Genomic DNA, 17,214 nt, shown 5'->3' on the forward strand with positions numbered 1-17,214 from the left:
TATTGCGAAATAATAGTATATAACAAAAATAATTTGTTCTTCATCATCGAAGTCATTTTGTTGGTTATTTAGCTAAATCGACTGAGCTGAAAGAGTGATAAATCTTGTTTGCTTTTTCCTTGAAGGGTAAGGTCCGCTAATACTTCACCAACCGCGCTACTGAATTTAAAGCCATGTCCTGAAAAGCCCGCTGCAATCACAATATTTTGATGCTCAGGTAAAAAATCAATAATGAAATCCTCATCTGGTGTCATGGAATATTTGCATGTTTTTCCGAATTTAAGTGCACCATGCTTGGGCATAAAGCGATTGATGAAATTTTGTAAATCCACGGTATCCTGTTCGTCGTATGGACGAAGCGGTTCGTTTGGATTGATAGGCTCACCACCATCATGTCGGCCAAGCTTTAAGCCAGCACCGTTAATGCTTGGGAAACCATAGTAAGCAGAATCTGCAAATTCGAAACAGTAAGCAGGGAATACATCATCACCATAAAGGGTTTCATCAGCTTCAAACCAAGCAAATGTTTTTCGTGTTGGCGTAACAGGTAAGGAGATATCCATTGTTTGAAGTAACTCTGTTGCCCAAGCACCTGCTGTTACAATCAGCTGCTTGGCCTCATAAATGCCTTTTTTCGTATGTACACGCACAATCTCACCGGCTTCAATCGACTGTACTTTTTCGTTCGGATGGTATGATGCACCTGCTGCTAAAGCTAACTTTTTATAGGCGTTAATACAAGCTTCCACACGAAGTACACCAGCAGTAGGCTCAAAGCAAGCCACGAAGTTTTCCGGTAATGTTAAGCCAGGCCATTTTTCCATTGCTTCAATAGCTGAATATTGTTGTAATGGTAAATCGTAAAGATCGGCACTTGTTATGACATTTTGAATAAAAGAATGGCTCATTTCGCCGACATTCATAACTCCTGTTTGTAAAAATAATGATTCATTTGTTTGTGCTTCTAGTTCACGCCATAGCTCGCCAGCCCGTTTAACAAAAGGTACATAGCTAGCACCTTCGCCGTAAGCAAAACGAATAATTCTTGTTTCACCATGATGGCTACCTTCTTCATGTGGGGGATCAAAGGTATCAATCATTAATACGTTTTTTCCAGCCTTCGCTAAATAATAGCCCGTTGCCATTCCCATCGAACCAGCACCGATTATAATACAATCATAAGTCATCATCTAAATCCCTACCTTTTTGCTCAAGTATAACAAAGAATTGTAGGATAAGACAGAAATTTTGGAAAAATACAGTGTTTTATTATATAAAGAATATATGTAAAACCCGCAAAATTAAATTTACAGTCTTTTTTCTTTTAAATCTATATGAACGCATTGATATCCGCTAAGGCGGACGCTTTTCGCGAGCACGGCTTCAGTCTTCTGTCGCTGCGCTCCTGTGGGGCCCTCAGCTCATGCTATTCCCGCAGGAAGCTTTGCTCTGTAGCGAAAGGTGAATGCCGTCAGCTACACTCGCCGCCTGCGCGCCAATCAACTAGTGTAGGTCTATAAATTCAAAGTGACATGAAACAAATCTATGTACGTCGAAAAGAAACGAATGAACGTGTATTTGCGGATGCGAAAGAAAAGCATGATACGCGTTGGACAACCTTACGCGGGGTTAAAAAATTGTCCATGCAGGCGATGCTTATTTTTACTGCCATGAATTTGAAGAAGCTAGCTAATTGGACATGGCAAAGTCCAAAAATGACAGAATAGTTGCTTGTAGCGTGCTACACTCGTTAATAGAGGCTATTTGTAACGTATATTTCTGATAAAATGACAAAAGGTATTCGGAATGTCATCATTCCGAATACCTTTTGTCGGCAATCTGAAACCCGCAAAATTAAATTTGTGGGTATTTGTCTACTTAATTAATATTAGATAAAACGAGCAATATCTTCTAATGGCAAACGTGATGAGCCATATGCTGTTGCTGCAGCTTTACCGATAGCAATCAGTACGACAGGGAAGATATGCGCTGGTAGTTCGAATCTTTCAGCAAATTGTACCTTATCAAATCCACCCATTGTCACAGTATCATAGCCTTTTTCTTTTGCAATCAGCATGAGTTGCATGGAAATTAAACCTGCATCAAATGTTGCAATGTTCTTTCTAACCTCTAATGGGGCAGATGGGTAAGTATGAAGTGTATTTTGAATCATCAAATTCTTTTGCGCTTCATCCATATGCCCTTCCTCTACATTTTGCGTATAAATCTGTTCAACTTGTTTATACATCTCTGCATTACCTAATACAGCAATTACGGCAGATGAAGTTTCAACCTGTGCTTGATTGTTGGCAATTGCACGAAGCTCAGTTTTTGTTGCGTCATCTTGAATCACAAGAAATCTCCAAGCTTGAAGATTACTAGAAGAAGGGGCACTTGTAGCTTCTTTTAGAATTTCTTCAAGTTCTACTTGGGGGATTTTGAAAGTGGGGTCATAGACACGAACTGATTTTCTTTCTTGCATAATTGTATATAATTTTGAATCCGTTTTAGTTGTTGACATAATTTCCTCCTTAAAACTTACTAATGGTAAGTTGATGTTTTAAATCTTACCATTAGTAAGTTTATACGTCAAATAAAAAATATTTTTATGTTACAATAGAGGAAAAAGACTTCACAGGCGGGAGGTTATTTTATGACTCAACCGAATTGTTCACATATTTGCAGTAGCTATCATCAAGCGATTGAATTTATAGGGAAACGCTGGATGGGTATGATTATTTATACCTTGTTACCAGGGCCGAAAAGGTATCATGAAATTCACGCAGCTATCCCTGGGATTTCTGATCGTTTGTTAACAGAGCGCTTAAATGAGCTTGTAGATGCCGGACTAATCAACAAAAAATTCATTGACTGCTCCATAAAAAAAGTAGAATATGAGCTGACACCCAATGGCTTAGCGTTCCAAGAAGTCATTCGGTCAATTCAAAAATGGATTGATTTATGTGATTTTGAAAAGATAACGAAAAAATAATAACGAAAAAAACTGGTTAGAATTTCTAACCAGTTTTTATTTTGGAATAATTTAAATTTATTCACCAGGGAATTTTCGATTGTTTATAAACGAGAGTGCTTAATCTATTACTGAGCTTGTACATTCGGTTTGAAAATTTGTATTTTTAATATGATTAGTAAGAAAGCAAGCAGTGAAAATATAATGCCAACCCATACTAAATTATTAATGCCGAAATGAGAGATAAACCAACCACTGACAGAAGCCCCAATGGCAATACCAAGGTTGGAAAATGACACAAACAAGCTATTTCCGAATTCCGGTGCTTCACTTGCCTCAGTCGTTAACCATACTTGACTGACAATAAGCCCCCCAGAATGCACAGCCCCCCAAATAAATACGATAACAACCATCGGGATGAAATAAGAACCCACATAATAAGTAAATAAGTACACGACGGCAAATAGCAAAGGGAACATGATAACGGTCTTCGTCATACTTTTGTGTAACAAACCTCCAAATAAAAAATTCCCAAAAATCATGATTGTACCAAAGACCATCAACATCATACTAATCCATGACCCGTTCATATTAGTCACCTGACTTAGATATTCAGCAAAATAACTGTACACAGAAAACATGGCTGCAAAGATAAAAATAACGGTCACGATATTTAGCCATAATTGTGGTTTGCGCAATATGCCAAGCTGCTTGCCATAAGATAATTTTTCTGTAACAGGCATAGAGGGAAGCCAAGCGAGTATGCCAAGAAAAGCAATTCCACTTACAACAGCTCCAAATAGAAAACCTGCTTCTAATGAAATCTTTTCCGCTAGATAAGAAGTCAATGGGACGCCAAAAGCAAAGCCGACCGTTATACCAGAAAAAACTTTGGTCACTGCCTTACTACTTTTTTCAGGAGAGACAAGTTTAGCTGCTGTCACGAGGGCAACTGAAAAAAAGACAGGGTGAAAAATAGCAGGGATGATACGGAACACTAACATTACGTCAAACTTAGTTGTATAAGCATAAACAATATTGGAAATCCCAAAAATAAGAACGGCCGTTAATAGAATGACTTTACGGTTAATACCAGAAGCAAGTAATGTCAGGAATGGACCTGAAATGGCAACAACTAAAGAAAATATGCTTACAAGCAATCCGGCCTGTGAAGTCGATATATTAAATTTTTCAGTAACCTGTGGTAGAACACCTATAATCCCCATTTCTGTAGTAATAATGCCGAATACGCCGAGAGCTAGAATACTAATAAGTAACGGGTTAATTTTTTTCATTTTAAATATAATCCTCCATTCATATATACATATCTATAATTGTAGATATGTTAAGGCGAAAAAAAGCCTCCCTTCCTTTTATCCCGCTTTAACGGTCAGTAAGCCGCCCACCTCAAGTTGAAAGATGTGAACGAGTGAACTGGGTGGTCGATTAACTGACCGTAAAAGCCCGATTGGTTCGGGGCAACAGATGTTTTATGTGCGAAAGCGAAGCGGCAGCGACAGGATGTTTTATGTGTGAAAGCGAAGCGGCAGCAACAGGATGTTGGTCACACAAGCTTTTTCACAGGATGTGAAGGTTTTAGCTTGTGTTCCTCTATTTATTGTGGGGGATGAAGAAAACCCCCACTAATTGAAGTTCCACTTTATAGTTTCTTTTTGATGTACTCGGAAAATTCTTGTATAGTTTTTTCATTACGACGATAGTACGTCCACTTACCAATACGCTCAGATTCCAACAAACCAGCTTTTTGCATAGTCAACAAATAACCGGAAATAACAGACTGGGCAAGTCCCGCTTTCGCTTGAATATCGCCAACGCATACACCAATTTTAAGATTGAGGTTTTGTTCTAAATACGGTTTTTCATCAAAGTATTCACTAGGGTCTTTTAGCCATAACATTATTTGGCTCCGAGTTTCGTTAGACAAAGCTTTATAAATCAATAAAGGTTCCATGTACATCATTATATCTAATTTTCTAGATTTGTAAATATAAAAAAGGAATTGGGCAAGAAAGCGAAGAGGGAGGCTAAATGGTTTGACCTCGGAAAGAGCGTGGCATTTTCCAGACTTGAACGTTCTTACTTCCTCCTGCAAAAGAAAATACAGACTCAAAAACAAATAGCATTACAAGACTACATTTATTTCGTTACGAAAATGTATTAGGATGGCAAGTTCATCGTAAAACGCATCTAAATGTAGTCTGAAATAGTATTTATGAAATGGATTTATTGATGAATTCAATAAAGGTATTGAACGTTGAAGGTGTATTATGTTCGTTTTTTCTTGTACACAGGTAAATGGGGCGTTGAATATCCATACCTTTTACATATACTCGAGCAATCTGTTTACGCTCAATAAAACCTGAAGCGGCTATGGAAGGTGCAAGCATTGCGCCATAACCAGCTGCAATTGCATGAATGGATTCGTTGATGCCATCTAGTTGCAGACCTACTCTTGGTGGGGGTGTTTTATGAATTTTACATAAAGCATTTAAGAATTCTTTCGTGGAACTTCCATCCTCTCTTGAAACAAATGGTTCTTGCATTAATTCGGCTAATGTCACTTGCTGTTCAGCAAATGCATGTCCATCAGGCACGATAAACCAATAATCTAAATTCATCAGAAATTTGTAATCGACATCTGGATGGTGGCCATCTTCTTTCACGATAAAGGCCATGTCCGCTTTATAATGGAGTAATTCTTCAATGACTTGCTGTGAATTAGCAGTTTTTAAATGGATATTTGTAGCAGGGTTAGCTTGCTTATAAGTCGCTAACCATTTTGGTAATAAAAAATGCGATGGCACATGTGTAGAAGCAATTTGTAACTCCTCTATACCCATGTTTTTAAGCTGTTCAAGCTTGCTTTCAATATCCATTTCTAAATCAAATAATCGCTGAGCCTGCATAAATAAAAATTCTCCATTTTGGGTTAAGGTAATCCCTCTTCCTTTCGATTCGAGTAGTGTCAAACCTACTTCTTTCTCTAAATTACGGACTTGTATCGTGACAGCAGGCTGACTAATCATTAGTGATTGAGCAGCTTTTGATACGCTTTTGAGTTCTGCTACTTTTGTGAATAATCGGAGTGCGTGTAAATTCATAATGATCCTCCTGATATAAAAAAAATTTATAGTTTTATATAAATTATATATTAGATTTATTAATTTACACTAAGTATCCTTTTAGTAACAGCAAAATAGTAGGAGGGGACTAAGTTGAATCGTCAGCATATAGGAATTTTATTTGGTGGGGTGCTATTACTAGTTGTCGCAATGGGGATAAGTCGATTTGCTTTCACGCCTATTCTACCGTTTATGCGCCATGATGTAGGTTTTTCATTTGAAGTGGCAGGATTTTTAGCATCGAGTAATTATATTGGCTATTTTATTGGCGCCTTATGGGCTGGATTCATGTATCGACAAAGAAAGAATATTTTACTGTTGAGTGTCGTCTTGAATGTGCTTTCCATTGTGCTAATGGGGATGATTGAAATATACATGGTATGGCTCGTACTTCGTTTGATTGCAGGCATAACAGGGGGCCTTATTTTCGTCTTAACATCAAGCATTATTATGGATTATTTGGCGAAGCAATCGTTAACACGTTGGTCGGGCTATTTATTTAGCGGTATCGGACTAGGCATTGCGATTTCAGGTTTGCTAGTGCCTTATTTTGAAGCGCGTTTTGCTTGGCAGGGTACTTGGATTGGCTTAGGCATTTTATCTGCTTTATTTTTAGTCATTACGTTCGTGCTATGGAGAAGCTTACAAGTTCACGATGGCACGAAAGTCAAGAAATCATCAGAAACAAAAATGTCGCAAGGTTTTATGCCATGGCTCATTGCTGCATATGGCTTTGAGGGGCTTGGCTATATCATCACCGGTACTTTTTTGGTGGATATTATTCACAATATCCCTTCGCTGCAAGCCTATTCTTCCTATAGCTGGGTCATAGTCGGTGTAGCAGCAATCCCTTCAGCACCTGTTTGGACAGTATTATTAGAGAAGTTTTCAGCCATTAAAATTTTGTATGTGGCTTACATATTACAAGTATTTGGCATCTTGTTGCCTGTGTTTTCACAAACAGTTTGGAGCGTATTATTGTCGTCGTTTTTATTCGGTTTAACATTTGTTGGCATTGTGACGTTAACAACTGCTCATGCACGTCAGCTATTTCCAACTCAAAGCGGACCGGTTGTTTCATTACTAACAACGTACTATGCATTTGGACAAATTATCGGACCAATAATCGCTGGCAAGCTGGTTGCAGTATTTAGTAGCTATAAAGCAGCACTCATTTTTGCAGGAGTCATTATATTTGTTGCATTGTTTGTAATATTATTTGGAAGATGGATAACAGGTAAACGTCAGGTTACATTAGAGAATGTAATTGCTGTTGAATCACAATCTAGTCCTTAGTTTACTAGTGGAAAATTCATATATTTAGACCAATTTGAAAAGCCAGAAATCCGATTATGGATTTCTGGCTTGATTTTAAAATTGGTGAATTTTATAGCCAGTGCTAGTATTGCAAACCAAGAGGCTGTCCCAAAAAGTAATAACAATAAGCTTTGAAGTAGTCTATTATGCTATTTTTTTACCATCTAAGAAGAAGGCGTTATGGTTTGAAGAACTTTTTAGACAGTTCCTTTCTTGCTGTTTTTTCTGAACTAAATAGTAACGGGGTGTTCTAATGGAGCTGTTGCAAACCCTATCAATTTGTTTTATTTATAGGTAAACTTGTATTCATAGTTTGCTGACTCATTCAGCATAATTGGTAAATAATATTTTAAATCGGCTATGCCTAAATTGTTGGGGTGTAGTATCCATGATATATCCTTCCAATCAAGAATTCTTCATCAACTTTAATAGGTGTATTGTATGGGTATGATTCCGGTAACTCTGCAATAAAAGCATACATACCGCTTAAATAGTTGCTTCCGTCTGTTCAAGTCACCTATATTCAGCCATGTTATTTTTCCACCTTTTCATTTTATGTAGTTAAACTAAAGAAGTTTCCATAGCCAATGCGATGTAAAGCTTCACTTAGTTCGAAGGGTCTATACTATATTTTGGTTTCGTTAGCACTAATTTAACAAAATAGTAGAACAAGCCGATAAATAGTTATGCTATTAATATAGTTTGTAATTGACTCATCAGGTAAATTAATTTTTCCGAAATAAAACATTCTCTAGTGAACCCAACTAAAGTATTTCTACAATTAATTGTTTAAATATCTTAATCGTTAATAGAAGAGTTGGGCAAGTAAGCATCCAGACCAATATAGAAATTTTGTGAAAACAAGCTGTTGACGGATTTTTTATTTAAAGTATATTAAACGTACTACATAACTGGGATGATAAGGAAATGAGGTACATGTATGATTTTAATAAGTGCTTGTTTAGCAGGGTTAAAGGTTCGGTATAATGGGACCGATAGCTTGGATGAAAAAATCCAACAACTTGTGAATGAAAATGAGGCTGTGACAGTGTGTCCCGAATTAATGGGCGGCTTTTCTACACCACGAGAACCAGCTGAAATTGTTGGAGGAGACGGCGAAGATGTCCTAAACGGTAAAGCGTTTGTGTTAGAAAAATCTGGTCGGGATGTCACAGAGCTGTACGTAAAAGGTGCCTACGCGACATTACAGAAAGCAATAGAAGTAGGCGCTTCTACAGTCATATTAAAAGAGTTTAGCCCCTCCTGTGGTAGTGCTGTGATTTACAATGGTGATTTTAGTGGCACAAAATTAGTTGGAGTAGGTGTTACAACTGCCTTACTTAGAAGAAATAATATAACTGTGCTGTCGGAAGAAAATTATACTGATTTTTTGAAAAAACAATAAGCCATATTTGATGCATGCTTAAAAAATCTCTACAGTTGTATATCCTTAATAGCTCGGATGGGGACTACTTCGAATACCCTATAGACTCGTAAGGTTGATTGGAGCGCAGGCGGCGAGTGTAGCTGACGGCATACAGTCTGAATTGACTATAACTTTTGTCTTTTTTCATATTACTTTAAGGGAATAATCACAATTTTAAAATGTATAGGTCTATTTATTATTTATTGTGACATTTTTATATTCAAACGAATTTGCCGATAAGAATTATGCGTAATTATCTTACAATTGTGCTACATTTATACCCTGAATTAACAAATACAGAATAATAAACGATGTTATTTTTGGTATTTTTGTTTAATTTATTGAAGATTCGCATTTGAAAATAATAATATGTATGATTGTAACAAAGGAAAAGCAAAATGATTTCCAAGAAAGGAGGAACAAAATGAGAAATTTTTTCGAAGACCAGTACATAAATATTGAGCAACAACTAATCAACTTAGTTAGTGAAATTAGTGAATATAAAGGAAAGTTGACCGCTTATCAAGAGCAAAGACCTGATATATTCACTAGCCTTGAAAAAGCTATACCCCTACAATACATAAAAAACTATATTTCAGTTTACGAGGATATAAAAGTTTCAAATAAGCGATTAAAAGAACTTATTTTAGATGATATGATACCCCAATCAATTTCGGAAGATGCGATATTTTGTTATTATGAAACGCTGACTCTTGTACATAAAAAATCTTGTACTTTTTCTATTAGTCCAGATACTATACAAGAATTGCATTTTCAATTAATTCATTTTAATACCTCTGACAGTGCAAAATGGCGCCAAAAGCCATTTTCTATCCCAGGAATTCCTGAAAAAGGAATGCACACGATTTTTTATCGTCCTCTTCCACCTGAAAATATTCCAATGGCTGTAGAACAATTATGCAACCAGTACAATTTATTAAACCGTAAAAAAGAGTTACCTACACTTTTATTGATAGCTCGTTTTATATTGAATCTTTATTGCATAATCCCTTTTAGTCAAGGTAATGGTAGATTAACACTTATGTTAATGCAATTATTATTAGTAAAAAGCGGACATACATTTGTAAAATATGTTTGTTTAGATGAATATATAAAGAAAAGCGAGTCAGAATACTATGAAGCCATCTATAAATCATCGGTTAATTGGTACTGTAATGGGCATAATATTAGCTTCTGGTTAAAAAATTTCTTAACTATTATTTTAGAGGTTTATAAAGATCTACATAACAGAGTACTGGATTCTATATGCAGACATACTAAGATAGAGCGAATTCAGAATTTTATTCATAATCAAAAACAACCTTTTACAAAAGAATGCATTCGAAGCATTTATCCAGATATAGCCGAAAGTACAATTAGTAAAGCTTTAACTGATTTGCAATTAGTAGGTGAAATTAAACTTATTTCAAAAGGGAGAAATGCGCGCTGGATGAAAGTCCAATCTTGAAGTGGGAGGACCGCACAATTCAGTGAGAATAGCCTTTTGCATGTAATTTCTTTGAAAAACACAGAAAATTTAAGAGGATCTACTCGGTTGCTTTGAGAGTGTGCAGAATGGACTGTTATGAGTTTCTGATGTAGGTATAAGTGTTGAAGACGACGGTGTCAGAGCAATTCCACTTTCTCACTATCTTGACAATTACGAAAATAGTAGCAATTAGAGATTGAATTTCAACGTGATCAAAAACGTTTTATTTTTCCAGAACATGTCGCCGCAGATTCAAGTACCAAACCATTGTTTGAAATTATAAAAAAGTAATACCTGTGTTAATTATTTCGGGGGCTAATCAGGACCTACTAAATAAACCAAAAAACTAAGAACCAATTGTCAGACTTTAATCGGCAATTGGTTCTTTTGTTTCTATCGAAGTAAGTTATGGAAAGCTTTTCATTGATTAATGACGCTCTGAAACTGCAAAAACAACATCGATTTTTAGAAAGTGCTTTGCAATGTTATGAACGCTTGTTTTTATATAAAAATCATTCCAACTTATCTTTAACTTTCATTTATGTTTCTTCAACTCTTCTCGCTATTCTGCTCCATACTGAAGGACCCAACCATATAGCTGTTATTATCAGGTTGATAATATTTTTAATGGATAGGATTTGTTTTTCTGCCCAATATGTCCTGTCTAGCGTGACTTGTATCAGATTTCTACAGTTTCCCTAGTGATTTTGCACTAGAACTAAAAATATGTCATTTTTCAACCATCTATCTGCTGATTTTCCCCATATTGTGACATATTTATATTGATTTTGTTCCTATTAATCTATTTTAAAATCAAAATAACAGTGGAAATCATCTATTTTGCACATAAAATAGATTATTTTAACTATTATTTGCCAAAAAATGTGAATATATCTAAAATTTACATCATAGGAAAACGTTATTCTAGGCAAGGCTCTTTCCTAAAACTATAAGTATATTGGGGTGCTCAAAATGTGTAAGAAATCGACTAAATTATTGTGAATAAAGATCATACAGAGGAGGTAAACAGAATGAAAAAGAAAATAATTACAGGATTGATGGTTACATCCATAGTTGCTACGGGAGTTCTTCCTATTCATACTTTTGCAACGCCTATAGTTCAAGCGGAGATTCAAGAAGAGAACATGGCTCTTTCCTCATCATTAAGAAAATTAGGTGCACAATCTAAATTGATTCAAATGTATATAGACCAAGCTTTAATGAGTCCTAATGTGCAGTTAGAGGAAGTACCAGCTTTAAATACGGAGCAATTCCTCATAAAACAAGATATGAAAGAATGGTCATCAGAACTTTATCCAAAATTAATGCTACTAAATTCAAAAAGTAAAGGATTTGTCACTAAATTTCATAGCTATTATCCAACATTAAAAGAATTTGTAGACAATAAGGAAGATAAGGAAGGTTTCTTGGATAGACTGGAAGTCCTTCAAGAAATGGCGATGACAAATCAAGATAACGCGCAACTTCAAATTAATGAGTTAACAGATCTAAAATCACAGCTCGATAAAAAACTTAAAGACCTTGATACTGATGTGATAAAAGCGCAGGGAATACTAAGTTCAGAGGGAACAGGGAAAATAGACAAGCTTAAAGGTGAATTACTAGATACTCAAAAATCCATTCAACATAATTTACAGCAAATAGCATTGGTACCAGGAGCTTTAAATGAACAAGGACTTAATATATTCCAAGAGATTTATAGTCTTTCAAAAGATATCCTTGAACCAGCCGCTCAAACAGCTGCAGCAGCATATAACAAAGGAAAAGAAATTAACAACGCTATTTTACAAGCAGAGAAAAAAGCAGAGCAAGAAGCAAAAGACAAGGGTATGTCTGCTCTAGAGATTGAAGCTGCCAAAAAAGAAGCTCGTGAAGCAATTGAGAAAGACAAACAAGGTGAAATTGCTGCAGCTGCAGCTACAAAAACAAAAGAGTATGACCTGATGAAAGCAATTGACCCAGAAAAAATCAAAAAAACATATAGTACCTTCGCTGAAGTAAATAAACTAATGGCAGAACAGCGTGCATATTTAGATGATTTAGAGAAGCAAAACCAAAAATTATATGATTTAACAACAAAACTAACAATAGCAGATTTACAACAATCAATGCTTCTTCTTATGCAACATGATTTGCATATATTTGCTAGCCAAGTGGATGTAGAACTTGATCTAATGAAACGCTATAAAGAAGATTTGAATCTAATAAAAAATAGCATCACAACTTTATATACGGATGTTGATACTGCTAACAATCAGTCTCAAAAAGATACATTAAGACGATTAAAAAATGTCATAAGTCAACTTGAGGAACAGGTTAATAAATTTTAATAGTTAGCATTTGAGAAAACTATATTAACCTATCGAAAAATTGGGAGGGAAATAAATATGAAAAAATTTCCATATAAAGTGTTGACTGTGGTTACTTTGGCAACGGTTATAACTGCTACTAACAGTAGTGCTATTCATGCACTTGCACAAGAACAGAACGTTCAAGAACAGATTGCTCAAGTACAGAAAATAGGGAATTATGAACTAGGACCTGAAGGACTGAAGAAAGCGTTGGCTGAAACAGGATCTCATATTCTTGTAATGGATTTGTACGCAAAAACAATGATTAAACAACCGAATGTAAACCTATCCAATATTGATTTAGGTTCAGAAGGGGGAGAATTAATCAAAAATATTCACCTTAATCAGGACCTGTCTCGAATCAATGCGAATTATTGGTTAGATACAGCGAAACCAAAGATTCAAAAGACAGCACGTAATATTGTTAATTACGATGAACAATTTCAGAATTATTACGACACATTAGTAGATTTTGCACAAAAGAAAGATAAGGAAGGCCTAAAAGAAGGCATAAGTGATTTAGTCAGTACAATTGATATAAATTCAAAAGAAGTTACAGAAGTCATTAAGATGTTAGAAGCTTTCAAAACAAAACTGTATACAAATACGATAGATTTTAAAAATAATGTGGGTGGTCCAGATGGCAAGGGGGGATTAACCGCAATATTAGCAGGAAAACAGGCACTGGTTCCACAACTTCAAGCTGAAATTGAGCATCTACGTTCTACTCAGCAAGCACATTTTGACAATGTATTAGCATGGTCAATTGGTGGTGGATTGGGAGCAGCCATTTTAGTTATTGGCACTATTGCAGGAGGGGTCGTAATTGTTGTGACTGGCGGCACAGCGACACCGCTTGTTGTGGGTGGCCTTACAGCTCTCGGTGCAGCGGGCATTGGTTTAGGTACAGCAGCTGGTGTTGTGGCGTCTAGTCACATGAACTCTTATAACGAAATTTCACATAAAATCGGAGAATTAAGTATGAAAGCCGATCTTGCTAATCAAGCAGTTATTTCACTTACTAACACAAAAGACACTCTGACATATCTGTATCAGACAGTAGATCAAGCGATAATGTCTCTAACAAATATTCAACTTCAATGGCATACAATGGGGGCAAATTATAAAGATTTATATGATAATATCGATCAAATGCAAGACCATAAGCTCTCTTTAATACCTGATGATTTAAAAGCAGCCAAACAAAGCTGGAATGATATCCATAAAGATGCAGAGTTTATTGCAAAAGACATTGCTTTTACACAAGAACTAATGAATTAAAAATAGATAGGAGGAATTTAAAATGAATAATAAACTTCTTTACAAACTACTCGCTGTATCTGCGGCTTTAACCTTGACAACATCTTCTGTAGTCTCACCAGTAGCAGCTTTTGCAGTTACAAGCAAAATTGAGCAAACTAACAATGATGATACGTCTCTTTCGGCAAACGAAGTGAAGATGAAAGAAACCTTGCAAAAGGCAGGACTTTTTGCGAAATCTATGAATGCCTATTCTTATATGTTAATTAAGAATCCAGATGTGAACTTTGAAGGCATTAATATTAATGGATATCCAGATTTACCCGGTAAAATTGTACAAGATCAAAAAGATGCAAGAGCACACGCCCTTACATGGGATACAAAAGTAAAAAAACAGCTGATAGATACATTGACAGGTATTATTGAATACGATACAAAATTTGAAAATTATTATGACATAATTGTAGAGGCAATTAATACAACAGATGGAGAGACTTTAATAGAAGGAATTTCTGATTTACAAGGTGAAATTCAACTAAATCAAAAATATGCACAACAATTAATAGCAGAATTAATTAAATTAAGGGACGCTATTGGCCAAGATGTTAGAGCATTTGGAAATAATAAAGATCTCTTACAGACGATTTTAAAAAACCAAGGGGCTGCGGTTGAGGACGATCAAAAGCGCCTAAATGAAGTTTTAGAATCAGTAAACTATTATAAAAAATTAGAATCTGATGGCATCATAACAATAGCTGTACCTACTATACCTACATTGATTGCCGGAGGTATTATGCTGGGGATAGCAAAAGAGAATCTAAGTCAATTAGAGCCTTTATTAAAACAATTACAACAGACAGTTGATTATAAAATAACATTAAATCGTGTAGTTGGAGTTGCACATAATAGTATTAGTGAGATGTATAATGCACTCGATGATGCTATTAATGCCCTTACTTATATGTCTGCGCAATGGAATGACTTAGACTCTCAATATACGGGCGTGCTGAGACATATTGAGAATGCAGCTGAAAAAGCCGATCAAAATAAATTTAAATTTTTACTACCTAACTTGAATGCAGCTAAAGACAGCTGGAAAACATTGAAAATAGATGCAAACACATTAAAAGAAGGGATAAAAGAATTGAAAATGTAACCTGTTGCCACACAGAATAGGAGCGTCTGCACTATTTTTTAGCTTTATTATAATCGGATTACACATGATTAAAGTGCCCCCTCACTTTGTAGTGAGGAGGCACTTTTTTATTCTACAAGCAAGATACGAGGAGAGGTTCTAGCGATAACTTTGGTTGATAGCCAGCAGCAAATACAAGCAGCAACAATGCTTAGGAAAGCTATTGCAATACTTAGAGGCCAATTTATAACAAGTGGTAACTCGGTTAATCCATATTCCAAAATAATGTTTTTTAGCGCAAGCGGTATTAACTTTATACCGAAAAAAATACCGAGTAAAGCCCCTAGTACCGACAGGATAAAAACACTAAAAGTAATGGACCATCTAATATTATTAGAAGTCATTCCGAGGGCTTTATAAATACCGTAAGTGCCGCTTTCTTTTCTAACACATTAATACGAGAAACACTGAAAATAATTATACAAGTAATGGTCATTAATACTATCCCCATAAACGATAGCGGGATGAATAAAACGGCAATTGCCACTTTGAAAAAGGAGTCTAATAACGTCTGTTGCGTTACAGCTGAGATTGAGCCTGCGAATTTTTGGTTTAATTCATCTACTACTTGGTCTGCCAACGTTTCATTGTGTAAATTAATCATACTGAGTAGGGACGCTGAGTAGTCTGCTTGATGAACCTTGACGACGTCAGCTGTAATTCTTGCAGAGATGGACATATTGGCTATGGATTGATAAATGCCGGTAATGATTAAGCTATGTTCATGACCTTGAATATACACGTCTATCACATCACCTAGACTTTTATTAAAAGTTCTTGCAACATTTACACCGATAGCAATCTCATTCTGTTTTATTGATTTCCATATTGTCGATTTGAAGTATTTCTTTTTTCTTCGTATGTTTCTGTAATAATCTATCCTGTTTACGTAAGTGTGCATTTATCCTTGCTACGAGTTCACTTAAGGAGAAGGGTTTTGTCATATAATCGTCAGCACCGAAACCTAATCCAAGTACTTTATCTGTGTCACTGCCCCTCGCACTTAATATAAGAATCGCAACATTACTTTTCTCACGAATTTGACGGCATAACTGGATGCCGTCACAATCAGGAAGCGTAAGATCAAGAATAATGAAATCAGGGATTTCTTTTTCCATAAAGCGAATAGCTTCTTCGCCAGTTCGCGCTAGGGAAGGCTCGAAATGATGAACATAGAGATAATCTTTAACGATATTCGCAATATCATGTTCATCTTCAACAATTAAAACTTTGGCTTTCTTAAGCATGGTTCGTTCAGTCCTTTGTAGTAAAATTTTCCAATTATAAAAAGTGAGGATTTTTACGCCATTACAATTTACGTTTGTGTTTCAAGGTGAAAAAGAATAAACCTATCAATAGCAGGCTATAAATAAAAATCCAAGCAAATTGCCAGTAAAATATGTAGGATATATTTTTTAGGTTATCATCTGAGCTCATCATTTCTAAAGCTAGATGAAGAGGGGGAAACAGCCAAATAAGTCCTTTCACTTGTAGAATTACACTTTTTAACGTGGCAATTGCAACAGATAGGATGAGGATACTAAGAACGCCCCACCAAGTATTTTGCCTATTCTTGACGAGTTCTCTCGTGAAAATGGCAGATAGTGCAATAGCAAGTACAGCAAGACTAAAGTGAGATAGAAAACCCATTATTAGATGTAATACGCTTGGCTGTTCACTAAACGCACCAATCAGAATAGGGTAAATCACTGACACCGTGCTTAGACAAAAACCGATAGCTATACAAATAGTAAAAAGTGCCCTGTTATACGCACTTTGCCCTTTAGAATGGAGTATGGTAATGACTTTTTGCCCTTCGTCCTCAGCATGAAATACGGTTATTGTAAACCACCCCATGAGAAAGAACAGCATGATCGATGTAAAAGAATAACTGTCTAATATGGGATTAGGCACAAATGTATAATTCACGACAATAAACAAAATGAAAATTGAAAAAGGTGGAATATAGTTTTTAGTTCTTAAATAATTGATACATTGATAGCGCAATAAATTTTTCATCTCGGTTTATAGTTCCCCCTTA

The 17,214-nt window shown here is 35.7% G+C and carries 16 protein-coding genes and 1 pseudogene; 8 read left to right on the top strand and 9 right to left on the bottom strand.

Annotation, left to right across the window (positions count from 1 at the left end):
• Window positions 1–68: 68 nt before the first annotated feature.
• Entirely contained in the window at window positions 69–1,187 is a 1,119-nt protein-coding gene (gene solA, locus ACQKII_RS11045; RefSeq protein ID WP_427459368.1) for an N-methyl-L-tryptophan oxidase, read from the bottom strand.
• Window positions 1,188–1,535: 348 nt separating this feature from the next.
• On the opposite strand from solA, the pseudogene ACQKII_RS11050 reads away from it, so the two are divergent.
• A pseudogene (locus ACQKII_RS11050) lies at window positions 1,536–1,727 on the top strand (transposase); the annotation flags it as partial.
• 161 nt (window positions 1,728–1,888) lie between these two features.
• Here ACQKII_RS11050 and ACQKII_RS11055 read toward each other — a convergent pair.
• Window positions 1,889–2,521: a nitroreductase family protein gene (locus ACQKII_RS11055; RefSeq protein WP_427459157.1), complete on the bottom strand. Its 633-nt coding sequence runs from the start codon at window positions 2,519–2,521 to the stop codon at window positions 1,889–1,891.
• 132 nt (window positions 2,522–2,653) lie between these two features.
• Between ACQKII_RS11055 and ACQKII_RS11060 the strand changes: the two genes are divergently transcribed.
• The gene (locus tag ACQKII_RS11060; protein ID WP_427459159.1) at window positions 2,654–2,992 is read left to right on the top strand and encodes a winged helix-turn-helix transcriptional regulator; all 339 of its coding nucleotides are present in this window, start codon (window positions 2,654–2,656) and stop codon (window positions 2,990–2,992) included.
• Between the two features lie 107 nt (window positions 2,993–3,099).
• Here ACQKII_RS11060 and ACQKII_RS11065 read toward each other — a convergent pair whose 3' ends face one another.
• From ACQKII_RS11065 to ACQKII_RS11075, 3 genes are all read right to left on the bottom strand, one after another.
• The gene (locus ACQKII_RS11065) at window positions 3,100–4,266 is read right to left on the bottom strand and encodes an MFS transporter (protein ID WP_427459161.1); all 1,167 of its coding nucleotides are present in this window, start codon (window positions 4,264–4,266) and stop codon (window positions 3,100–3,102) included.
• A gap of 365 nt (window positions 4,267–4,631) precedes the next feature.
• Entirely contained in the window at window positions 4,632–4,943 is a 312-nt protein-coding gene (locus tag ACQKII_RS11070) for an ArsR/SmtB family transcription factor (RefSeq protein ID WP_427459369.1), read from the bottom strand.
• 259 nt (window positions 4,944–5,202) lie between these two features.
• Window positions 5,203–6,093, bottom strand: coding sequence for a LysR family transcriptional regulator (locus ACQKII_RS11075; RefSeq protein ID WP_427459163.1), 891 nt, complete (start codon window positions 6,091–6,093; stop codon window positions 5,203–5,205).
• A gap of 114 nt (window positions 6,094–6,207) precedes the next feature.
• Here ACQKII_RS11075 and ACQKII_RS11080 point away from each other — a divergent pair, with 114 nt between their 5' ends.
• From ACQKII_RS11080 to ACQKII_RS11105, 6 genes are all read left to right on the top strand, one after another.
• On the top strand, window positions 6,208–7,410 hold the full coding sequence (locus tag ACQKII_RS11080) for a YbfB/YjiJ family MFS transporter (protein ID WP_427459165.1): 1,203 nt from the start codon (window positions 6,208–6,210) through the stop codon (window positions 7,408–7,410).
• Between the two features lie 961 nt (window positions 7,411–8,371).
• On the top strand, window positions 8,372–8,836 hold the full coding sequence (locus tag ACQKII_RS11085) for a DUF523 domain-containing protein (protein ID WP_427459167.1): 465 nt from the start codon (window positions 8,372–8,374) through the stop codon (window positions 8,834–8,836).
• Window positions 8,837–9,281: 445 nt separating this feature from the next.
• The gene (locus ACQKII_RS11090) at window positions 9,282–10,325 is read left to right on the top strand and encodes a Fic family protein (protein WP_427459168.1); all 1,044 of its coding nucleotides are present in this window, start codon (window positions 9,282–9,284) and stop codon (window positions 10,323–10,325) included.
• Window positions 10,326–11,377: 1,052 nt separating this feature from the next.
• The gene (locus tag ACQKII_RS11095; protein WP_427459170.1) at window positions 11,378–12,697 is read left to right on the top strand and encodes an alpha-helical pore-forming toxin family protein; all 1,320 of its coding nucleotides are present in this window, start codon (window positions 11,378–11,380) and stop codon (window positions 12,695–12,697) included.
• A gap of 57 nt (window positions 12,698–12,754) precedes the next feature.
• The gene (locus tag ACQKII_RS11100; protein ID WP_427459172.1) at window positions 12,755–13,999 is read left to right on the top strand and encodes an HBL/NHE enterotoxin family protein; all 1,245 of its coding nucleotides are present in this window, start codon (window positions 12,755–12,757) and stop codon (window positions 13,997–13,999) included.
• Window positions 14,000–14,021: 22 nt separating this feature from the next.
• A complete protein-coding gene (locus ACQKII_RS11105; RefSeq protein ID WP_427459174.1) occupies window positions 14,022–15,134 on the top strand; it encodes an HBL/NHE enterotoxin family protein in 1,113 nt (370 codons plus the stop codon).
• A 107-nt stretch (window positions 15,135–15,241) separates the two neighbouring features.
• Here the strand turns inward: ACQKII_RS11105 and ACQKII_RS11110 are convergent, their stop codons facing one another.
• The 4 genes from ACQKII_RS11110 to ACQKII_RS11125 form a co-directional block, all read right to left on the bottom strand.
• A complete protein-coding gene (locus ACQKII_RS11110; protein WP_427459176.1) occupies window positions 15,242–15,517 on the bottom strand; it encodes an FtsX-like permease family protein in 276 nt (91 codons plus the stop codon).
• Window positions 15,514–15,915: a hypothetical protein gene (locus ACQKII_RS11115; RefSeq protein WP_427459178.1), complete on the bottom strand. Its 402-nt coding sequence runs from the start codon at window positions 15,913–15,915 to the stop codon at window positions 15,514–15,516. Before ACQKII_RS11115 ends, ACQKII_RS11110 begins: the two co-directional genes overlap by 4 nt.
• 61 nt (window positions 15,916–15,976) lie before the next feature.
• Entirely contained in the window at window positions 15,977–16,420 is a 444-nt protein-coding gene (locus ACQKII_RS11120) for a response regulator transcription factor (protein WP_427459180.1), read from the bottom strand.
• Between the two features lie 61 nt (window positions 16,421–16,481).
• Window positions 16,482–17,192, bottom strand: coding sequence for an ABC transporter permease (locus ACQKII_RS11125; RefSeq protein ID WP_427459182.1), 711 nt, complete (start codon window positions 17,190–17,192; stop codon window positions 16,482–16,484).
• Window positions 17,193–17,214 lie beyond the last annotated feature (22 nt).

The sequence above is a fragment of the Lysinibacillus sp. NPDC048646 genome, from assembly GCF_050272295.1.
In the GTDB taxonomy this organism is placed as follows: Bacteria; Bacillota; Bacilli; order Bacillales_A; family Planococcaceae; genus Lysinibacillus.